Origin of the sequence: Brenneria sp. hezel4-2-4, from assembly GCF_013155275.1 — a bacterium.
Taxonomy (GTDB): Bacteria; Pseudomonadota; Gammaproteobacteria; order Enterobacterales; family Enterobacteriaceae; genus Brenneria.
Genome location: NZ_JABJXS010000002.1, coordinates 454251 through 476604 on the forward strand (window position 1 = coordinate 454251; position 22354 = coordinate 476604).

Below are 22354 nucleotides of genomic sequence, written 5' to 3' on the forward strand. Positions count from 1 at the left end.
AAATGGATTCAGATTTTGCCTTAAGGCAACTAATTTTCTTGTGGTTTTATTTTAACCACCTAAATTTTTTTAAAATATGAGTGATTGAAAATAGAATATGGAGTATGTACCGTAATAGGGATTTTATGAAAATCAGGGAATGCCGGGAATAACACCTTGTAATATTGTTATAGTTTGAATTGCAGTAAATTTTGCTTGCTATTTAACCGTTTAGGTTTATAGAGATTTAATGTCAATAGGCTTATAGTCCTTCCCTACTACCAAAACTGATTAAACATCCAACAATAAAAGCAGCGTTTATAATCACTATCCGGTTGCTTTTTTTCGCTGTGGTTTTATTAATCGTTTGCAATGACAGTCGTTGGATTTAATTTTCAGACGATAGCTTTTATCAAAAAGTTTTTTGATTGTTTTTTATATGGATAAGTAAACGAAAATGAATGATGAAACGGATAAATTAGATGAATAGATTATGTACTCATATAAATATTTAGAATGGTTTGGAACTTTATATTATAAATAATAAGCTAATTAATTAAATATTGTCATATCAATAAAATATGTAATAAATAGGGATTGAATCCTGTGTCTGAGCAAGAAATATTTTTTCGTAATACGCAAAACAATTCGTATAAACACGCTTTTCCACTGTCTGCGGCGCAGCGAGGGATCTGGTTTGCCCAGCACCTTAACCCCAGTGCAAAAGCGAAGGTTTTCAAGATTGCCGAATATTTTGAGATTTCGGGTTCGCTTGACCCGAAAATATTTGAAACCGCCGTTCGCAGAACGGTTGCCGAAACCGAGTCCCTGCGGATAACGCTGAAAAACGAAGCACAAGGTCCCCGGCAGTATGTTGGTGTGACCCCCGATTGGGCTTTTCCGATAGTCGATCTGCGTGGGAACGCCGATCCCGATGGCGCGGCGGCCAAGTGGATGCAGGCCGATCTGGATAAACCTTACGAGCCGCAATGCGGCAGACTCTTTTCCTTCGCTCTGATTCAGACAGCGGCGGAGCGATTCTTTTTCTATCACTGCGACCATCATCTGATTACGGATGGTTACGGCTCGGCGTTGTTTGTTCGCCGCCTGGCCGAGGTTTATTCCGCCCTTGTCGCAAACCATGAACCGCCGGCCTGCACATTTGTCGGGCTGGCGGATGCGCTTGACGCCGACAGCGACTATGAAACGTCGTCTCTGGCTCAGCGCGATCGCCGATACTGGATGGACCTTCTTGCGGATCGGCCTGCGCCGGTCAGTCTGGCTGGAAGGCAGGCGGTTTGCTCCGATATTGTGCGCCAGCAACAGTATTTACCGGCGCGAACCGATGATCTGCTGCGCCGTGTCGCGCGTCAGCATGATGCAACCTTGCCGCAACTGCTGATTACGTTAATCGCCATCTACCTGTATCGAATGACCGGACAGGATGATTTGCTGCTCGGCTTGCCGGTAACGGCCCGGTCCAATCGTAAGCTGCGGCGTTTCCCGGGCATGGTCAGCAACGTTCTGCCGTTGCGGCTGAAGCTGGCATCCGCTGCCACGCTGGTTGATTGCCTCCGGCAGACCGAGAGCCATGTGTATGGCGCGACCCGGCATCAGCGTTACCGGGGCGAGGCGCTGAACGCGGAACTGGATCTGATGGCGGGGCGCGGCATGTTGTTCGCCACGGCGATCAATATTATCCCGCTCCAATATGATCAGCTTTCCTTTGGCGGTTATGGCGCGACGGTGCATAACCTGGCCCTCGGCCCCACGGACGACCTCTCCATCACCGTACTCGACCGCGGCCCGGGCGGCGGTCTGGAACTGTGTCTGAGTGGGAATGCCGCGCTGTACGGCAGCGACGATATGGACTGGCATTTCCGTCGTTTAGCGCATTTTTTTGCCGCCACGGCGGATAATCAGGACAAGCAGATTGGGGATTACGCGCTGCTGCTGCCCGATGAGCTTGCGCTGCTCAGGCAGTGGAATGCAATGCAGACCGTCTATGCGTCGCCGGACTGTATCCACCAACGGTTTGAACGACAGGCGCGGGTACGTCCCGATGCGGTGGCCGTGGTCTATGAAGATTGTCAGTTGAGCTATGGCGAATTGAACGGAAAAGCCAACCAGCTGGCGCATTGGCTGGTTGAGCAGGGTGTGCGTCCGGACAGCCGGGTGGCGATTGCGCTGGCGCGCGGCTGTGACCTGCTGGTCGCCATTCTGGCAACGCTAAAGGCGGGCGGCGCCTATGTGCCGCTCGATCCGGGCTATCCGCAAGAGCGCTTGCGGTATGTGTTACAGGACAGTGCCCCCGACGCGCTGATCACCACCCAGACGATCCGGCCTCTGCTGGGCGATTTGCCTGATCATCTGAGTCTGGTTGCGCTGGACGACGACAGCCAACCCTGGGCGCGCTGCTCCGCCGCGGATATCGCGGCGGCTGCGTTGGGGCTGACGGCGCGCCATCTGGCCTACATCATTTATACTTCCGGCTCTACCGGCCAGCCCAAAGGGGTGATGGTCGAGCACCGCAACGTGACGCGTCTGCTGGCGTCGACGCAGTACTGGTTCCACTTCGATCCTCAGGACACCTGGACGCTGTTCCACTCTTACGCCTTTGATTTCTCGGTCTGGGAAATTTGGGGCGCGCTGCTGCATGGCGCTCGTCTGGTGGTGGTGCCGCAGTCTGCCACGCGCTCGCCACAGGACTTCTATCGGTTGCTGTGCCGGCAAAAGGTGACGGTGCTCAACCAGACGCCGAGCGTATTCCGCCAGCTGATTGCGGCGCAGGCGGAAAGTCGCGACGCGCATTGCCTGCGCTATGTCATTTTCGGTGGTGAAGCGTTGGAGGTCGCCACGCTTGCGCCCTGGTATCGGCAGAATGCCGACAGTGTCACGCAGTTAATCAATATGTACGGCATTACCGAGACGACGGTGCATGCCACTTATCGTTCTCTGGACGCCGCCGATGTGACACTAGCGGGAGAAAGCCCGATAGGCCGGCCATTGCCCGATTTGCGGGTATATATTCTGGATGCGCAGGGTAATCCGTTGCCGCTGGGCGTAGTGGGGGAACTGTATGTCGCCGGCGCCGGGGTGACGCGCGGTTATCTCAATCGGCCGCAGCTGACCGCTGAACGCTTCCTGCCGGATCCGTTCGCCGATGAAGCAGATGCCCGCATGTACAAGAGCGGGGATTTGGGGCGCTGGCTGGCCGACGGCACCATCGAATACCTGGGCCGTAACGATTTTCAGGTCAAGATCCGCGGCTATCGCATTGAACTAGGCGAGATCGAGTCGGCGCTGCTGGCCTGCGACGGCGTGCGGGAGGCGGTGGTCGCCGCCGTCAGCGCGCCCTCGCAGACGCAGGATAAACGTCTGGTGGCCTACTATGTTGCTGACGGCGAGCATAATCTCTCCGTCGAAACGCTGAAGACACAGCTTGGCGCTCGCTTGCCGGAATATATGGTGCCCGCGGCTTATGTCGCCCTGGATAACATACCGCTGACCGCCAACGGCAAGGTGGATCGCAAGGCGCTGCCGGCGCCGGATGAAGCGGCCTTTGTCCGTCAGGTTTATGAAGCGCCGCAAAGCGCGGATGAACAGGCGCTGGCGGCGCTGTGGCGATCGTTGCTGGGCGTGGACAAGGTCGGTCGTCACGACAGTTTTTTTGCGCTGGGCGGCCATTCGCTGCTGGCGGTGCAGTTGATTTCGCGGGTGCGCACTGAACTGGATCGCGAACTGACGCTGGCGACGCTGTTTGCCCGGCCGGCGCTCAGCGATCTGGCGGCGGCGCTGGAGGAGGCGCGGCAGGGGAGTCTGCCGGCCATTGTACCGCAGCCGGACGGCGAGACGCCGCCGCTGTCGCTGGCCCAGCAGCGGCTGTGGTTTCTGGCGCAGATGGATGAGGCGGCCAGCGCCGCGTATGTTATCGCCGGCGATGTACGGATGCTGGGTAAGCTGGATGTGGCGGCGCTGCAACAGGCGCTGGATCGCATCGTGGCCCGTCACGCCGCGCTGCGTACCCATATTGAGAACCGAAACGGGGTGCCGGTGCAGGTGATTGAAGCGGAAGAGCGCGGCTTCCCGCTAAGCAGGATTGATATGGACGGAGAGAACGGCGATCTTGCGCCCTTTGCGCCGACGTTCGATCTGACCACCGGGCCGCTGGCGCAGGGACAACTGGTGCGGGTAAACGCGCAAGAGCATCGGCTACGGCTGGCGATGCACCACATCATCGCCGATGGCTGGTCGTTAGGCGTGTTTATGCGGGAATTCAGCGCGTTATATGGTGCTCTTAGCCAAGACCAGAACGACCCTTTACCCACTTTGTCGATCCAATACGGCGATTATGCCGCCTGGCAGCATCAGCACCTGCGCGGGGAGGTATTGCACAGCCAGCGGCAGTATTGGGTGGAACAGCTGCGCGGCGCGCCGGACTGTCTGACCCTGCCGACCGATCGGCCGCGGCCGCAGACCCAAAGCTATGCGGGCGCCGGCGTATCGGTCACGCTGGACAAGACGCTGACAAAGGATCTGAACGCGCTAAGCCAGCGTCACGGCTGTACGCTGTTTATGACCCTGCTGGCCGGCTGGGGCGCGCTGATGGGGCGGCTGTCCGGGCAGGACGATATCGTGATGGGTTCGCCGATCGCCGGGCGTAACCGTCGTGAGATCGAACCGCTGATCGGGATGTTCGTCAACACGCTGGCGCTGAGGATTGATCTCTCCGAGCAGCCGGACACCGACGCCCTGCTGGCGCAGGTTAAAGCCACGGCGCTGGCGGCGCAGAGTCATGCCGATATCCCGTTTGAGCAGGTGGTCGAAGCGCTGTCGCCTACCCGCAGCCTGTCGCACAGCCCGCTGTTTCAGGTGATGCTGGCGTTGCAGAATACCGCTGGTAACGCGCTTGAACTGCCGGGGCTGACGCTGTCTATACATGCCGGTGAGATAACGACCTCCCAGTTTGATCTCAGTTTGGATCTGCAAGAGGTGGCCGGGCAACTTGAGGGAACGCTGTACTACGCCACCGCGCTATTTGATGAAAATACGGTGCGGAGCTATCTGGATTACTGGCAGAGACTGTTGCGCGGCATGGCGGCCGCGCCGCATCAGCCGGTGCGGGCGCTGCCGATATTGTCGGCCGCCGAACGCCAACGGGTGCTGGTCGACGTCAACAATACTGCGATGGCGTACCTGCCCGAATGCTGCCTGCATACGCTGTTCGAAGCGCAGGCCGCGCAACAGCCGGAGGCGCTGGCGCTGATCTGTGACGACCGGCGGCTGAGCTATAGCGAACTGAACGCCCGGGCGAATCAACTGGCGCACTGGCTGATTGAACAGGGCGTGCGCCCGGACAGCCGGGTGGCGATTGTGTTGGAACGCAGCAGTGAACTGATCGTGGCGATGCTGGCGACGCTTAAGGCCGGCGGCGCCTATGTGCCGCTGGATCCGGGCGTGCCGCCGGAGCGGCTGGCCTATATGGTGGCGGACAGCGCGCCGCAGGTGATGATCGCCAGCCGCGCGACGCGAACTCGATTGGGCGCGCTGCCGCCGGAAACGCAACTGATCGCTATCGACGCCGGGGCGTGTCCGTGGGCCGACTGCGCGCGGGACAATATCGCGCCGCCGCGGCTGGGGCTGACGCCGCGTCATCTGGCCTACATTATCTATACCTCCGGCTCGACCGGCCAACCCAAAGGGGTGATGGTCGAGCATCGGGGCGTCGTCAACCTGGTGCGCTGGCACTGTCAGGCCTTTGGCCTGCGGGCGCAGGACGCCGCATCCTGCGTGGCGGGGCTGGGCTTTGATGCCGCGGTGTGGGAAATCTGGCCGCCGCTGTCGGTCGGGGCGCGTCTGCTGCTGCCGTCACCGGCGGTGTCCCGTGATCCCGGGCAACTGCTGGATTGGTGGGCGGCGCAACCGATCAATGTGGGCTTTTTGCCGACGCCCGTCGCCGAGCTGGCCTTTGCCCGCGGACTTAACCACCCGACGTTGCGCACCTTGCTGGTGGGCGGGGATCGGTTGAACCGCCGACCGGCTGAGGGTGCGAACTTCACGCTGGTCAACAACTATGGCCCGACCGAAAATACGGTGGTGGCGACCTCCGGGCGCATCTGCGCCGCCGACCGGGTGCTGCATATCGGCCGTCCGATCGCCAATACCCGCACATATATCCTGGATGCCGAGGGGCAGCCGGCGCCAATGGGGGTTAGCGGCGAGTTGTATATCGGCGGGGCGCAGGTGGCGCGGGGATATCTCAACCGGGCGGATCTGACCGCCGAACGCTTCCTGCCGGATCCGTTCGCCGATGAAGCGGACGCGCGAATGTACAAAACCGGCGATCTGGGACGCTGGCTGGCCGACGGCGCCATCGAATACCTGGGGCGTAACGATTTTCAGGTGAAAATTCGCGGTTTCCGCATCGAGCTGGGAGAGATCGAATCGGCGCTGCTGGCCTGTGAGGGCGTGAGTGGAGCGGTGGTAACTGTTTCGGGTGAAGAAAAACGTCTGGTGGCCTACTACACCGCCGACGATGCCACGCAGGCGACGTCCATTGAGGGGCTAAAAGCCCAACTTGGCGTTCGCCTGCCGGAATATATGGTGCCGGCGGCCTATGTAAGACTGGAGCGTATTCCGCTGACGCCAAACGGCAAGGTGGATCGCAAGGCGCTGCCGGCGCCGGATGAAGCAGCCTTTATTCGTCAGGCATATGAAGCGCCGCAGGGCGCGGATGAGCAGGCGCTGGCGGCGCTGTGGCAATCGCTGCTGGGGCTGGACAAGGTGGGGCGTCACGATAATTTCTTTGCGCTGGGCGGCCATTCGCTGCTGGCGGTGCAGTTGATTTCGCGGGTGCGTACTGAACTGGATCGCGAACTGACGCTGGCGACGCTGTTTGCCCGGCCGGCGCTCAGCGAGTTGGCGGCGGCGCTGGGCGAGGCGCGGCAGGGTAGTTTGCCGGCCATTGTACCGCAGCCGGACGGCGAGACGCCGCCGCTGTCGCTGGCCCAGCAGCGGCTGTGGTTTCTGGCGCAGATGGATGAGGCGGCCAGCGCCGCGTATGTTATCGCCGGCGGCGTAAGGATGCTGGGCAAGCTGGATGCGGCGGCGCTGCAACGGGCGCTGGATCGCATCGTGGCTCGTCACGCCGCGCTGCGTACCCATATTGAGAACCGACACGGGGTGCCGGTGCAGGCGATTGAGGCGGAAGATCGCGGCTTCCCGCTAAGCAGGATTGATATAAACGGAGAGAGCAGCGATCTTGCGCCCTTTGCACCGCGATTCGATCTGACCACCGGGCCGCTGGCGCAGGGACAACTGGTGCGGGTAAACGCGCAAGAGCACTGGCTGCGGCTGGCGATGCACCATATTATCGCCGATGGCTGGTCGATAGGCGTGTTTATGCGGGAATTAAGCGCGTTATATGACGCTTTCAGCCAAAACCAGAGCGACCCATTACCCGCTTTGTCGATCCAATACGGCGATTATGCCGCCTGGCAGCATCAGCACCTGCGCGGTAAGGCGTTGCAGGCTCAGCAGCAATACTGGACAGAGCAATTGCGCGGCGCGCCGGACTGTCTGACCTTGCCGACCGATCGGCCACGACCGGCGGTACAAAACTACGCCGGCGCGCATATGGCGATCACGCTGGATAAGGCGCTGACGAAGGATCTGAACGCGTTAAGCCAGCGCCACGGCTGCACGCTGTTTATGACCTTGTTGGCCGGCTGGGCCGCGCTGATGGGGCGGCTGTCCGGTCAGGACGATATTGTGATGGGTTCGCCGATCGCCGGGCGTAACCGCCGTGAGATCGAACCGCTGATCGGGATGTTCGTCAATACCCAGGCGCTGAGGGTCGACCTGTCCGGTCAGCCGGACACCGACGCCCTGCTGGCGCAGGTTAAAGCCACGGCGCTGGCGGCGCAAAGTCATGCCGATATCCCGTTTGAGCAGGTGGTCGAGGCGCTGTCGCCAACCCGCAGCCTGTCGTATAGCCCGCTGTTTCAGGTGATGCTGGCGCTGCATAACATGCCCGACAACGCCTTTGAACTGCCGGGTCTGAGGTTGTCTCCTCTGCCTAACGAGACGGCGACGTGCCAGTTCGATCTCAATCTGGAACTGAGAGAGACGAATGGTCAGTTGGCAGGCACGTTGTATTACGCTACCGCGCTATTCGACGCCGGCACGGTGCGGCGTTATCTGGATTACTGGCAAAGCCTGTTGCGCGGCATGGCGGCCGCGCCGCGTCAGCCGGTGCGGGCGCTGCCGATACTGTCGGCCGCCGAACGCCAACAGGTGCTGGTCGACTTCAATAATACCGCGGCGGCGTATCCATCCGAATGTTGCCTGCCTGCGCTGTTCGAAGCCCGGGTTGTCCAACAGCCGGATGCGGTGGCCGTTGTCTGCGAAGAGCGGCGGCTGAGCTATGGCGAACTGAACGCCCGGGCGAATCAACTGGCGCACTGGCTGATCGCACAGGGGATTCGTCCTGATGATCGGGTGGCGATCTGTATGGCGCGCAGCCTCAACATGGTGGTGGCGCTGTTGGGGATCCTCAAGGCGGGCGGTGCCTATGTGCCGCTGGACCCTATCTACCCTCGCGAACGTCTGGCTTACATGCTCAAGGACAGCGCGCCGATGGCGGTACTGATCGACGGCATGGGGCGGTCGGTGCTGGCGGGATGTTGCGCCATGCCGCCCGCCTTTGATCTGGAGGCGGACGCCGCCCGATGGGCCGACCAGCCCGCCGGCGATCCGGACCCACGGGCCATCGGGTTGACTCCACAGCATCTGGCCTATGTGATTTACACTTCCGGTTCGACAGGGCGTCCCAAAGGGATCGCCATGCCGCATGCGCCATTGGTGAATCTGATCCACTGGCAGAATCGCAGACCGACGGTATCCACGCTGCAATTCGCCTCCTTCGGCTTTGACGTCGCATTTCAGGAGATGCTCAGCTCGCTGGCGGGAGGCGGTGTGCTGGAGATGGTGGCGAGCGAAACCCGACTCGATATGACGCGTCTTGCGCGCTTTCTGAACGATCGCTCCATCGCACGCGCTTTCATTCCCCCGGCGCTCTTGCAAGCGCTGGCCCGGGAGAAGCAGGAACAACAACCGGCGCTGCCGATTGCCGAGGTCATCACCAGCGGTGAAACGCTGCGCGCCAGCGCAGAGATCCGTGCGTTGTTCGCCGGTTCTCCCCAGTCCCGGCTTCACAATCAGTATGGGCCGGCGGAGACCCATGTGACGACCGAGTATATCTGTCCAGAGGCGGTGTCTGACTGGTCGGCGTTGCCGTCGATTGGCCGTCCGATCGCCAACGCCCGGATTTACATTCTCGATGCGCAGGGTGAACCGGTGCCGATAGGGGTGGCAGGCGAGATCCATATCGGCGGCGTCGGCCTGGCGCGTGGCTACCTGAATCTTCCGGAACTGACCGCCGAACGTTTTCTGCCCGATCCATTCGCCGATCGGCCGCAGGCCCGAATGTACAAAACGGGCGATCTGGGACGCTGGCTGGCTGATGGCGCCATCGACTATCTCGGTCGCAATGACTTTCAGGTGAAAATTCGCGGTTTCCGTATTGAGCCGGGGGAGATCGAAACCTGCATGCGCGCTCATCAGGGGGTTGAAGAGGCGCTGGTTGTGGCGCGTGAGGCGACGGCGGGCGAGACGCGTCTGGTGGCGTACTATCAGGGGCCGGCCGGCGTCGATGCATTACGCGCCCATGTGGCGGATCGGCTGCCTGATTATATGGTGCCGTCCGCCTGGGTATCGCTGGCGGCTTTCCCGCTGACCCCGAACGGCAAAGTGAATCGTCAGGCGCTGCCTGAGCCGGATGACTCGGCTTTTGCGCGCATGGCATACCAAGCGCCGGAAGGGGAAATGGAACAGGCGATCGCGGTTATCTGGCAGTCGCTGCTGAATGTGGATCGCCTCGGCCGCCACGATAATTTTTTCGCGCTGGGCGGCCACTCCTTGCTGGCGGTGCAATTGATTTCTCGCATTCGCCTCGAACTGGAAGTTGAAGTCCCATTGGCCGAATTATTCGCTTATCCGAGTCTGAGCGCGTTTAGCGAACGGGTGGTGGATATCAGCATCGAGCAATTTGATATCACCGATCTGCTGGAGATCGCAGGATCGTTGGAAGGAGAAAACCATGCATAACAGGGATGAAAATCAAATAACCATTAACGCATTGTCCAGAGAGGAAAAAGCCAGACTACTTGAGTTGGCAAAATCGAAAGGGCTGAAGCGTAAAACCGATCGACATAGTCAAATCATTCAACCCGCCGCCCGCTCCCCCGAGGGGGAGCCGCTGGCCTTCGCGCAGCGTCGGCTGTGGTTTCTGGCGCAAATGGAAGACAGCAGCACGGATGCCTATATTCTGGGCGGCGCGTTTCAGCTCAAGGGGCGGCTGGACGTCGCCGCGCTGCGCGCCGCGCTCGATCGCATGATCGACCGTCACGAAATATTGCGCACGCGTTTTATCAACGCGCGCGGAACGCCGCTGCAACGGATTGACCGCGCCGACAGCGGATTTATCCTGGATTATCGGGAATTACAGGAGCCCACCGACGTCGAGCCGCGTTTTTCTCCCCGCTTCGATCTGGAACACGGCCCGTTGATTGGCGGGCAACTGGTTCGCGTGGCCGAAGAAGTCCATTTGCTGCGCATCGCCATGCATCACATTATTGCCGACGGCTGGTCGATAGGCGTGTTTATGCAGGAACTGGGCGCCCTGTATGCGGCGTTCAGTCAGGGGCTGCCCGACCCCTTGCCGGCGCTGAATATCCAGTATGCCGATTATGCCGCCTGGCAGCATCAACACCTGCGGGGCGCGGCGCTACAGGAGCAGCAGGCCTATTGGGCGCAGCAACTGCGCGGCATACCGGCGTGTCTGACCCTGCCGGGCGATCGGCCGCGGCCGCAAACGCAGGATTACCGCGGCGCCGGCGTACCGGTCACGCTGGACAAGACGCTGACGGCCGGGCTGAAAGCGCTGGGGCAGCGCCACGGCTGTACGCTGTTTATGACGTTGCTGGCCGGCTGGGCGGCGCTGATGAGCCGGCTGTCCGGTCAGGACGACGTGGTCATCGGCACCCCGATCGCCGGACGTAACCGCCGTGAAATCGAATCGCTGATCGGCATGTTCGTCAACACCCAGGCGCTGAGGGTCGATATGTCCGGCCGGCCGAATACCGATGCGCTGCTGGCGCAGGTCAGAGCCACGGCGCTGGCGGCGCAACGTCATGCCGATATGCCGTTTGAACAGGTGGTTGAAGCGCTGGCTCCCAGCCGCAGTCTGTCCCATAGCCCTATTTTTCAGGTGATGCTGGCGCTACAGAACACCCCTGACGATACGTTTGAACTGCCCGGATTGACGATATCGCCAGTGACCGGCAAGGCGGCGACCTCCCAGTTTGATCTGAGTCTGTCGTTGGCGGAAACAGGGGAACAGCTTGCGGGGACATTATTCTATGCCACCTCACTGTTCGATGAAGCCACCGTACAGCGTTATCTGAATTACTGGCTGCGATTGTTGCGCGGCATGGCGGCCGATCCTCTCCAGCCGGTGCAGAGCTTGCCGATGTTTTCGGACGCTGAACGGCGGCAGGTGCTTTATGATTTCAACCATACGCAGGCGGCATACCCGGTCGAATGCTGTATACATACGCTGTTCGAACGGCAGGCGAAAGCCTGTCCGGACGCGGTGGCGGTGGTGTATGACGACCAGCCGCTAAGCTATGGCGACCTTAACGCGCGCGCCAACCAACTGGCGCACTGGCTGGTCGAACTGGGCGTACGTCCGGACAGCCGGGTGGCGATTGCGCTGGCGCGCGGCAGTGAAATGGTCGTGGCGATGCTGGCGACGCTCAAGGCGGGCGGCGCCTATGTGCCGTTCGATCCGGATATCCCGCAGGAGCGGCTGATCTACATGCTGCGGGACAGCGCGCCCAACGTGCTGATCGCTACGCGGGCGATGCGGGACAGGCTGGGCGCGATGCCGGACTCTCTCTCCACGGTCGAACTGGATAGCGACGTCCGCCCCTGGATACAGTGCCCCGCCACGGATATCGCGGCGGCCACGCTGGGGCTGACGGCGCGCCATCTGGCCTACGTGATCTACACTTCCGGATCAACCGGTCAGCCCAAAGGCGTGATGGTTCATCATCAGGCGGCGGTGAACTTCCTGCTGTGCCAGCAGCGTCAGCATAAGGTGACGCCGGAGGCGCGTCTGCTGGCGGTAACCACCATTTCGTTCGACATCCACGTGCTGGAAATCTACCTGCCGTTGATTAGCGGCGCGCAACTGCATCTGGCGAGCGACGCGCTACGCCGGGACGGCGAGCGTTTGGGAAACTATCTGTGCCAGCAGGCGATTTCCCTGTTTCAGGCTACCCCGGCGACGTGGAAACTGCTGATCGAATCCGGCTGGCGCGGGGTGCCGGGGTTGAAAGCCCTGATCGGCGGAGAGTCCTTCCCGCAGGGGCTGGCGGCGGCGCTGCTGGCGCGGGTGGGCGAACTGTGGAATATGTATGGCCCGACGGAAACCACCGTATGGTCCACCACCTGGCGCATCGACGACGCGGACGAACCGATATTGATTGGCCGGCCGATCGCCAATACGCAGGTGTACCTGCTGGATGCGCAGCACTCGCCGGTGCCGGTGGGCGTTGCGGGTGAAATTTATATTGCCGGCGCCGGGGTGACGCGCGGTTATCTTAATCGGCCGCAGCTGACCGCCGAACGCTTCCTGCCGGATCCGTTCGCCGATGAAGCGGATGCGCGGATGTACAAAACCGGCGATCTGGGACGCAGGCTGGCCGACGGCGCCATCGAATACCTGGGCCGCAACGATTTTCAGGTGAAAATTCGCGGCTTTCGCATTGAACTGGGTGAGATCGAGTCGGCGCTATTGGCCTGCGACGGTGTGCGGGAGGCGGTGGTCGCCGCCGTCGGCGCGCCCTCGCAGACGCAGGATAAACGTCTGGTGGCCTACTATGTTGCTGACGGCGAGCATAATCTCTCCGTCGAAACGCTGAAGACACAGCTTGGCGCTCGATTGCCGGAATATATGGTGCCGGCGGCTTATGTGAGGCTGGAGCGTATTCCGCTGACGCCAAACGGCAAGGTGAACCGCAAGGCATTGCCGGCGCCGGATGAAGCGGCCTTTGCCCGTCAGATTTACCAAGCGCCGCAAGGCGCGGATGAGCAGGCGCTGGCGGCGCTGTGGCAATCGTTGTTGGGCGTGGACAAGGTCGGTCGTCACGACAATTTCTTTGCCCTGGGCGGCCATTCGCTGCTGGCGGTACAACTGATTTCCCGGGTGCGCAGCGAACTGAATCGCGAGCTGGCGCTGACGACGCTGTTTGCCCGGCCGGCGCTCAGCGATCTGGCGGCGGCGCTGGGGAAGGCGCGGCAGGAGAGTCTGCCGGCCATTGTATCGCAGCCGACGGGTGAGGCACCGCCATTGTCGCTGGCCCAGCAGCGGCTGTGGTTTCTGGCGCAGATGGATGAGGCGGCCAGCGCCGCGTATGTTATCGCCGGCGGCGTACGGATGCTGGGTGAGCTGGATATAACCGCGTTGCAACAGGCGCTGGATCGTATTGTGGCCCGTCACGCCGCGCTGCGTACCCATATCGAGAACCGACACGGGGTGCCGGTGCAGGTGATTGAGGCGGAAGATCGCGGCTTCCCGCTGAGCTGGCTGGATGCCGGGGGGCAAATGGATAATCTGCCGCCCTTTGCGCCGAGGTTTGAGTTGACCACCGGGCCGCTGGCGCAGGGACAATTGGTGCGGGTAAACGCGCAAGAGCACTGGCTGCGGCTGGCGATGCACCACATCATCGCCGATGGCTGGTCGATAGGCGTGTTTATGCAGGAACTGCGCGCGCTGTATGCGGCGTTTAGTCAGGGCCGCCTCGATCCGCTGCCGCGGTTGCCGATTCAGTACGGCGATTATGCCGTCTGGCAGCATCAGCACCTGCGCGGGGAGGTATTGCACACCCAGCGGCAGTATTGGGTGGAACAGCTGCGCGGCGCGCCGGACTGTCTGACCCTGCCGACCGATCGGCCGCGGCCGCAGACCCAAAGCTATGCGGGCGGCAGCGTATCGGTCACGTTGGATACGAAACTGACGGCCGAACTGAAGGCGCTAAGCCAGCGCCACGGCTGCACGCTGTTTATGACCCTGCTGGCCGGCTGGGGCGCGCTGATGGGGCGGCTGTCCGGGCAGGACGATATCGTGATGGGTTCGCCGATCGCCGGGCGTAACCGCCGTGAGATCGAACCGCTGATCGGGATGTTCGTCAACACGCTGGCGCTGAGGATTGATCTCTCCGAGCAGCCGGACACCGACGCCCTGCTGGCGCAGGTTAAAGCCACGGCGCTGGCGGCGCAAAGTCATGCCGATATCCCGTTTGAGCAGGTGGTCGAAGCGCTGGCACCTACCCGCAGCCTGTCCCATAGCCCTATTTTTCAGGTGATGCTGGCGTTGCAGAATACCCCCGACCGCGTTTTTAATCTGCCGGGACTGACCTTGTCTGCGTTGTCCGAAGAGGTGACAGTGTCACACTTTGATCTTAGTCTGGAACTGAGTGAAACGGATGGTCAGCTCAAGGGGAGCGTATTTTACGCCAGCGCGCTGTTTGATGCCGGAACGGTGCGGCGCTATCTGGATTACTGGCAGAGACTGTTGCGCGGCATGGCGGCCGCGCCGCATCAGCCGGTGCGGGCGCTGCCGATATTGTCGGCCGCCGAACGCCAACAGGTGCTGGTCGACGTCAACAATACTGCGATGGCGTACCCGCCCGAATGCTGCCTGCATACGCTGTTCGAAGCGCAGGCCGCGCAACAGCCGGAGGCGCTGGCGCTGATCTGTGACGACCGGCGGCTGAGCTATGGCGAACTGAACGCCCGGGCGAATCAACTGGCGCACTGGCTGATTGAACAGGGCGTGCGCCCGGACAGCCGGGTGGCGATTGTGTTGGAACGCAGCAGTGAACTGATCGTGGCGATGCTGGCGACGCTTAAGGCCGGCGGCGCCTATGTGCCGCTGGATCCGGGCGTGCCGCCGGAGCGGCTGGCCTATATGGTGGCGGACAGCGCGCCGCAGGTGATGATCGCCAGCCGCGCGACGCGAACTCGATTGGGCGCGCTGCCGCCGGAAACGCAACTGATCGCTATCGACGCCGGGGCGTGTCCGTGGGCCGACTGCGCGCGGGACAATATCGCGCCGCCGCGGCTGGGGCTGACGCCGCGTCATCTGGCCTACATTATCTATACCTCCGGCTCGACCGGCCAACCCAAAGGGGTGATGGTCGAGCATCGGGGCGTCGTCAACCTGGTGCGCTGGCACTGTCAGGCCTTTGGCCTGCGGGCGCAGGACGCCGCATCCTGCGTGGCGGGGCTGGGCTTTGATGCCGCGGTGTGGGAAATCTGGCCGCCGCTGTCGGTCGGGGCGCGTCTGCTGCTGCCGTCACCGGCGGTGTCCCGTGATCCCGGGCAACTGCTGGATTGGTGGGCGGCGCAACCGATCAATGTGGGCTTTTTGCCGACGCCCGTCGCCGAGCTGGCCTTTGCCCGCGGACTTAACCACCCGACGTTGCGCACCTTGCTGGTGGGCGGGGATCGGTTGAACCGCCGACCGGCTGAGGGTGCGAACTTCACGCTGGTCAACAACTATGGCCCGACCGAAAATACGGTGGTGGCGACCTCCGGGCGCATCTGCGCCGCCGACCGGGTGCTGCATATCGGCCGTCCGATCGCCAATACCCGCACATATATCCTGGATGCCGAGGGGCAGCCGGCGCCAATGGGGGTTAGCGGCGAGTTGTATATCGGCGGGGCGCAGGTGGCGCGGGGATATCTCAACCGGGCGGATCTGACCGCCGAACGCTTCCTGCCGGATCCGTTCGCCGATGAAGCGGACGCGCGAATGTACAAAACCGGCGATCTGGGACGCTGGCTGGCCGACGGCGCCATCGAATACCTGGGGCGTAACGATTTTCAGGTGAAAATTCGCGGTTTCCGCATCGAGCTGGGAGAGATCGAATCGGCGCTGCTGGCCTGTGAGGGCGTGAGTGGAGCGGTGGTAACTGTTTCGGGTGAAGAAAAACGTCTGGTGGCCTACTACACCGCCGACGATGCCACGCAGGCGACGTCCATTGAGGGGCTAAAAGCCCAACTTGGCGTTCGCCTGCCGGAATATATGGTGCCGGCGGCCTATGTAAGACTGGAGCGTATTCCGCTGACGCCAAACGGCAAGGTGGATCGCAAGGCGCTGCCGGCGCCGGATGAAGCAGCCTTTATTCGTCAGGCATATGAAGCGCCGCAGGGCGCGGATGAGCAGGCGCTGGCGGCGCTGTGGCAATCGCTGCTGGGGCTGGACAAGGTGGGGCGTCACGATAATTTCTTTGCGCTGGGCGGCCATTCGCTGCTGGCGGTGCAGTTGATTTCGCGGGTGCGTACTGAACTGGATCGCGAACTGACGCTGGCGACGCTGTTTGCCCGGCCGGTAATCAGCGAGTTGGCGGCGGCGCTGGGCGAGGCGCGGCAGGGGAGTTTGCCGGCCATTGTACCGCAGCCGGACGGCGAGACGCCGCCGCTGTCGCTGGCCCAGCAGCGGTTGTGGTTTCTGGCGCAGATGGATGAGGCGGCCAGCGCCGCGTATGTTATCGCCGGCGGCGTAAGGATGCTGGGCAAGCTGGATGCGGCGGCGCTGCAACGGGCGCTGGATCGCATCGTGGCCCGTCACGCGGCGCTGCGTACCCGTTTCGAAAGCCGGGGGCAGCAGCCGATGCAGGTGATTGAGGCGGAAGATCGCGGCTTTCCGTTGAGCAAGATTGATATAAACGGAGAGAGCGGCGATCTTGCGCCCTTTGCGCCGCAATTCGATCTGACCACCGGGCCGCTGGCGCAGGGACAACTGGTGCGGGTAAACGAGCAAGAGCACTGGCTGCGGCTGGCGATGCATCACATCATCGCCGATGGCTGGTCGATGGGGGTATTTATGCGGGAACTGCGCGCGCTGTATAAGGCGTTCAGTCAGGGCCGCCCCGATCCGCTGCCGCGGTTGTCGATCCAGTACGGCGATTATGCCGCCTGGCAGCATCAACATCTGCGCGGTGAGGTGTTGCAAGCCCAGCAGCGGTATTGGGTCGAACAGCTGCGCGGCGCGCCGGACTGTCTGATCCTGCCGACCGATCGGCCACGGCCGCAGACCCAAAGCTATGCGGGCGCCAGCGTATCGGTCACGCTGGACAAGGCGCTGACGAAGGATCTGAACGCGCTGAGCCAGCGCCACGGCTGCACGCTGTTTATGACCCTGTTGGCGGGCTGGGCCGCGCTGATGGGGCGGCTGTCCGGTCAGGACGATATCGTGATGGGTTCGCCGATCGCCGGGCGTAACCGCCGTGAGATCGAACCGCTGATCGGGATGTTCGTCAATACCCAGGCGCTGAGGGTCGATCTGTCCGGTCAGCCGGATACCGACGCCCTGCTGGCGCAGGTTAAAGCCACGGCGCTGGCGGCGCAAAGTCATGCCGATGTGCCGTTTGAGCAGGTGGTCGAGGCGCTGGCTCCGGCGCGTAGTTTGTCGCACAGCCCTGTTTTTCAGGTGATGCTGGCGCTACAGAATACCCCTGACGAAGCGCTCGACCTATACGGACTGACGCTGTCGCCGCTGGTTAACGAAACGACCACCGCCCAGTTTGATCTCAGTCTGGAACTGAGAGAGACGAACGGTCAGTTGACCGGCGCGTTGCGCTATGCCAGCGCGTTATTCGATGCCGGCACGGTGCGGCGCTATCTGGATTATTGGCAGAGATTGTTGCGCGGCATGGCGGCCGCGCCGCGTCAGCCGGTGCGGGCGCTGCCGATATTGTCGGCCGCCGAACGCCAACGGGTGCTGGTCGACTTCAATAATACCGCGGCGGCGTATCCGTCCGAATGCTGCCTGCATACGCTGTTCGAAGCGCAGGCGGCCCGTCAGCCGGAAGCGCTGGCGATAATGTATGCCGGTCAACAGGTTAGCTATGGCGAACTGAACGCTCGGGCCAATCAACTGGCGTACTGGCTGGTCGAACAGGGCGTGCGTCCCGATAGCCGGGTGGCGATTGCGCTGGAGCGCGGCAGTGAACTGATCGTGGCGATGCTGGCGACGCTCAAGGCCGGCGGCGCTTATGTACCGCTGGACCCAAGCTATCCGCCGGAACGTTTGCAGTTCATTCTGGCAGATAGCGCGCCCGAGGTGCTGATTACCGATTCGCAAACCCGTGGGGTGTTTGACACGCTGCCGCAGGCAATGATTGTGTTGAATCTGGATCGGACGCCGCGGCGCGATGACGGTCGCATTGAAAATAGCAACCCGGCACGGAAGGGGATCGCCGCCGCGAATCTGGCTTACATTATGTATACCTCAGGTTCTACCGGCCAACCCAAAGGCGTGATGGTGGAACATCGCAACGTGGTCAAACTGGCGCTTAATAACGGCTATGCGGATTTTCAGGCCAATGACCGCGTGGCATGTCTCGCCAACCCGGCATTTGACGCCAGCACCATGGAAATATGGGGAACATTGCTCAACGGCGGCGGCATGGTGATCTTCAGCCGCGACCTGGTGCTGGATGCCGAACGCTTTGCGGCGGAGCTGCGTCGTCAGCAGGTCAGCGTCATGTTTATGACGATTGCCTTGTTTAATCAGTATGCGGAAACCTTGCAGGAGGCGCTGCCCGCTCTGCGTTATTTGATGGTGGGGGGAGAATCGCTGGATTTGGCCTTTATTCGTCGTGTGTTACGCCACGGGCCGCCGCAGCACTTCCTGCATGTTTATGGCCCGACCGAAACCACCACCTTTGCCACGGCTTACCGCATGAATGATGCCGATCCGCAGGCGGCGAGTATGCCGATTGGCCGGCCGATTGCCAACACGACGACTTACCTACTGGATAGTTATCATCAGCCGGTGCCGGTCGGCGTCGCCGGCGAGATCCATATTGGCGGCGCCGGAGTGGCGCGGGGGTATCTGAATCTGGCGTCACAGACGGCGGAACGCTTCCTGGCGGATCCGTTCGCCACCGAACCAAAGGCCCGCATGTATAAAACCGGCGATCTGGGGCGCTGGCGCGCGGATGGCACGATCGAATTCCTGGGACGTAATGATTTTCAGGTCAAAATTCGCGGTTTCCGTATCGAACTGGGAGAGATCGAATCGGCGCTGCAGGCCATTGACGGTGTTCAACAAGCGGTGGTGCTGGCGCGAGGGGATTCCGCTCAGGAAAAACGTCTGGTGGCGTACTTTACCTCGTCGCAAACGAATGTCTCCATTGCTTGCCTGAAAGCTCAGCTTCAGGCTCATCTGCCGGAATATATGCTGCCGTCGGCCTATGTAAGGCTAGAGAGCATTCCGCTGACGCCGAACGGCAAAGTGGATCGTAAGGCGCTGCCCGAGCCGGATGACGGGGCGTTGATACATCAGGTCTATGAAGCGCCGCAAGGCGAGGTGGAACAGATCCTGGCGGAGGTTTGGCAGTCCCTGCTGGGCGTCGAGCGGGTGAGCCGCCACGATGACTTCTTTGCGCTGGGCGGCCATTCATTGATGGCGGTGCGGTTGATCAATGAAGTGCGTAAACAGGGCATTGAGCTGGCGCTGGCGACGTTATTCGCCGCGCCGCAGTTGCAGGCGTTGGCCGCGCGCCTTCAGACCGGCTTTATTCATGGCAGGCACGATCAGGCGATAGCGTTTCGCTCTTCAGGTTCGCAACCTCCGCTGTTTATTGTGCCGGAAGCCAGCGGCGAGCTGTTTTATGGGCCGCTGCTGACGAGCTGTATCAATAGCGATATTCCGGTCTACGGTTTGGCGGCACCAGACCGCAATCAGCCTACTTTCAAGACATTACAAGGCGCCGCCGCCCGTTATGCGCGCATGATCCGCGCCACGCAGCCGGAAGGGCCTTATCGGCTGCTGGGTTGGTCGTTTGGCGGTACGCTGGCCTATGAAATTGCCGCGCAGCTTCTGGGGCAGGATCAGCAGGTTGAATTTCTGGGCATGTTGGATACCCGGCTGCCGGACTCGCCGGACGGGCATATCGTTCCCCTGAATGAATTGTTTGCCATGACGGATGAGGAAGATATGTTGTCTTTCCTCGTCCGGGGCGACCTTGAGGCGATGGTCGGCGACGATGAGGCGGCAGAGGTGGCGCGGAAAGGGAACTGGCGGGATCATTATGCCCTTGGTCAGAAAATCGGGATGTTGCCGGCAGGCTGGTCGCCGTCATATTACCGGAATTGGCTGTGCCACCGGCTGGATCTGCTGCGAGTGGAATACGCGGTTCCAACTCTGCCGCTGGCGCTGGATATCGTTGTCGCGCAGGATGAGGCGGTTGACGGCGGTCGTTGCCTCGGCTGGGATCGGGTGTTGCCGGAGAACCGTATTCAGCTTATACCGGTGTCCGGCGATCATAAGAGCCTGGTGTCCGAACCTTATGTGCGCGAGGTAGGACTGGCGATTTCCGATGCGATTCAGGCGCGGAGCCAGCGGCGGGTATCCAATACCGAGGCATCCTCTAACGGCGATGATCCGGTGATGACATTACAGACGGGCCAACGCCACAGCCCGACCCTGTTGTGCATCCCCGGTGCGGGAGATAATGTCTTTGCCTTTATGGATCTGGTTCAGTCGCTGAACGCGGACTGGACGGTGCTGGGACTGCAACCCCGCGGCCTGTTGGGGGATGCGGTGCCCCATGCCGGCGTGGAAGCGGCCGCTATGCATTATCTGCGGGCGCTTCGCCGCCATACGCTGGAAGGCCCGGTGCATCTGTTGGGACACTCGTTTGGCGGCTGGGTGGCGCTTGAACTGGCGGTGCGACTGGAGGCTGAGGGCATTTCACCGGCGTCTCTCACGCTGGCGGACTCCGATGTACCGGAGCCGGTGGCTCGGGAGTACACGGATCTACAGGCGTTGATGGCGCTGATGGAACTCTTCGAAATGCAGGGAGAGGCGCTGGGGATAATGGAAAGCGATTTGGCCGCCCTGACTCAGCCGCAGCGGCTGGCGGTGCTGCACCAGCGTCTGATTGCGCGGGGGCTGCTGCCGGTGAAAGCGCAGGTTGGGGATCTGGCAAACATTTTCCGGGTATTCGCAACCAATATTCGCACCGGTTTTCAACCCGCCGCCTTACCGACGATCGCCTCTCATCTGGTGCTGGCCAATGATAGCGACGCGCGACGACTGGCGGGATGGCAAGCCCTGCTGCCGCAGTTACAACACGTGTACAGCGCAGGCAACCATATCAGGCTGCTGAAAGCGCCCTATGTTCGGTTGTTGGCTGATACGCTGAAACGGCGATAAATAAAGGCGGTTTGATCTTGCGGCGGCACTGTTCAGTGCGCCGCGCATAGGGCCGGGGGATGACTCCGGCCCTATGATTATCCCTGATCCTTTGGTCATTCTAAGCGGTATATGCGGTCAGACTGTGATAATTATCTTTAGCGATTTGCCATAAGTCATCTTCCCAGTGGGTTGGGCTTAACTGCTCCGGGCACCAGACGCCATCATAGCCCGTGGCGCGCACCGCGTTTATCCACGCCGGAATATCCACATCCCCTTCGCCAGGTTGGTAATCGCGCTGCACCCATTCGTCCCATACTTCGCCCGGTCGCGCCGCACGCCCGTCGCAGAAGTGGACGCCGTATATCAGATTCACATCCATGCGCGCCACTTCATCCGGCGTCGTCGCGCCGCCCGCATGCAGGTGCCAGAAATCGATAACCAAACCGACATTATCGCGTCCGACACGTTTAATAATCTCAAGCGCCTGGCTCAGGCTGTTAAAGCGGGTAAAGGCGACCACTTCTATCTGGAGCTTGATGCCATAGCTTTTTGCTATATCAGCGATCTCCGAGATATTCTTCACCAGGATCTCATTGCGGGTTTCTTCACTGAGGTCGTCCAGTTCGTTGAGCGCCATAATTTGCACTACCGGGCAGCGTAACATCTGCGCGGCATGACAAATTTTGCGCGCTTCCTGGATCAACGCTTCGTGTTCGGCAGGCTGGTATCGCCCAATGCGCTTAAGCGCGTTAATGCAACTGATTTCAATACCATAGCTCTCCATCAGTTGGGTGAAGTTTTCGAAACTTCCGCCATTGTCCAGATAACGAAACAAATGCTCCGGCAAAATTTCCAGCGCATCAAACCCACTGTCTTTTGCAATCCGTAGCTGAGTGACCGCGTTGCTATACCAGACAGAAACGCCATGTAATGCTTTTTTCATTTTAACTCCATCCAAATCAAAAAGTTGGGAATACCGATTAAGCTAGCTATCCCCTCTGGCAAAGCATTAATCAGGTTAAGGTTGTTGGAGAGGAT

At 61.0% G+C, this 22354-nt stretch carries 3 protein-coding genes; 2 read left to right on the plus strand and 1 reads right to left on the minus strand.

The genetic code is table 11. The annotated features are described in order from the left end of the window. Positions 1-585 precede the first annotated feature (585 nt). Complete coding sequence (locus HOY33_RS06035) at positions 586-10146, plus strand: non-ribosomal peptide synthetase (protein ID WP_172289297.1); 9561 nt, start codon at positions 586-588, stop codon at positions 10144-10146. Next, positions 10139-21334, plus strand: coding sequence for a non-ribosomal peptide synthetase (locus HOY33_RS06040; RefSeq protein ID WP_172289298.1), 11196 nt, complete (start codon positions 10139-10141; stop codon positions 21332-21334). The genes HOY33_RS06035 and HOY33_RS06040 overlap by 8 nt, the downstream gene beginning before the upstream one ends. Positions 21335-21434: 100 nt before the next feature. Here HOY33_RS06040 and HOY33_RS06045 read toward each other — a convergent pair whose 3' ends face one another. Next, the gene (locus tag HOY33_RS06045; protein ID WP_172289299.1) at positions 21435-22259 is read right to left on the minus strand and encodes a sugar phosphate isomerase/epimerase; all 825 of its coding nucleotides are present in this window, start codon (positions 22257-22259) and stop codon (positions 21435-21437) included. Between the last annotated feature and the right edge of the window lie 95 nt (positions 22260-22354).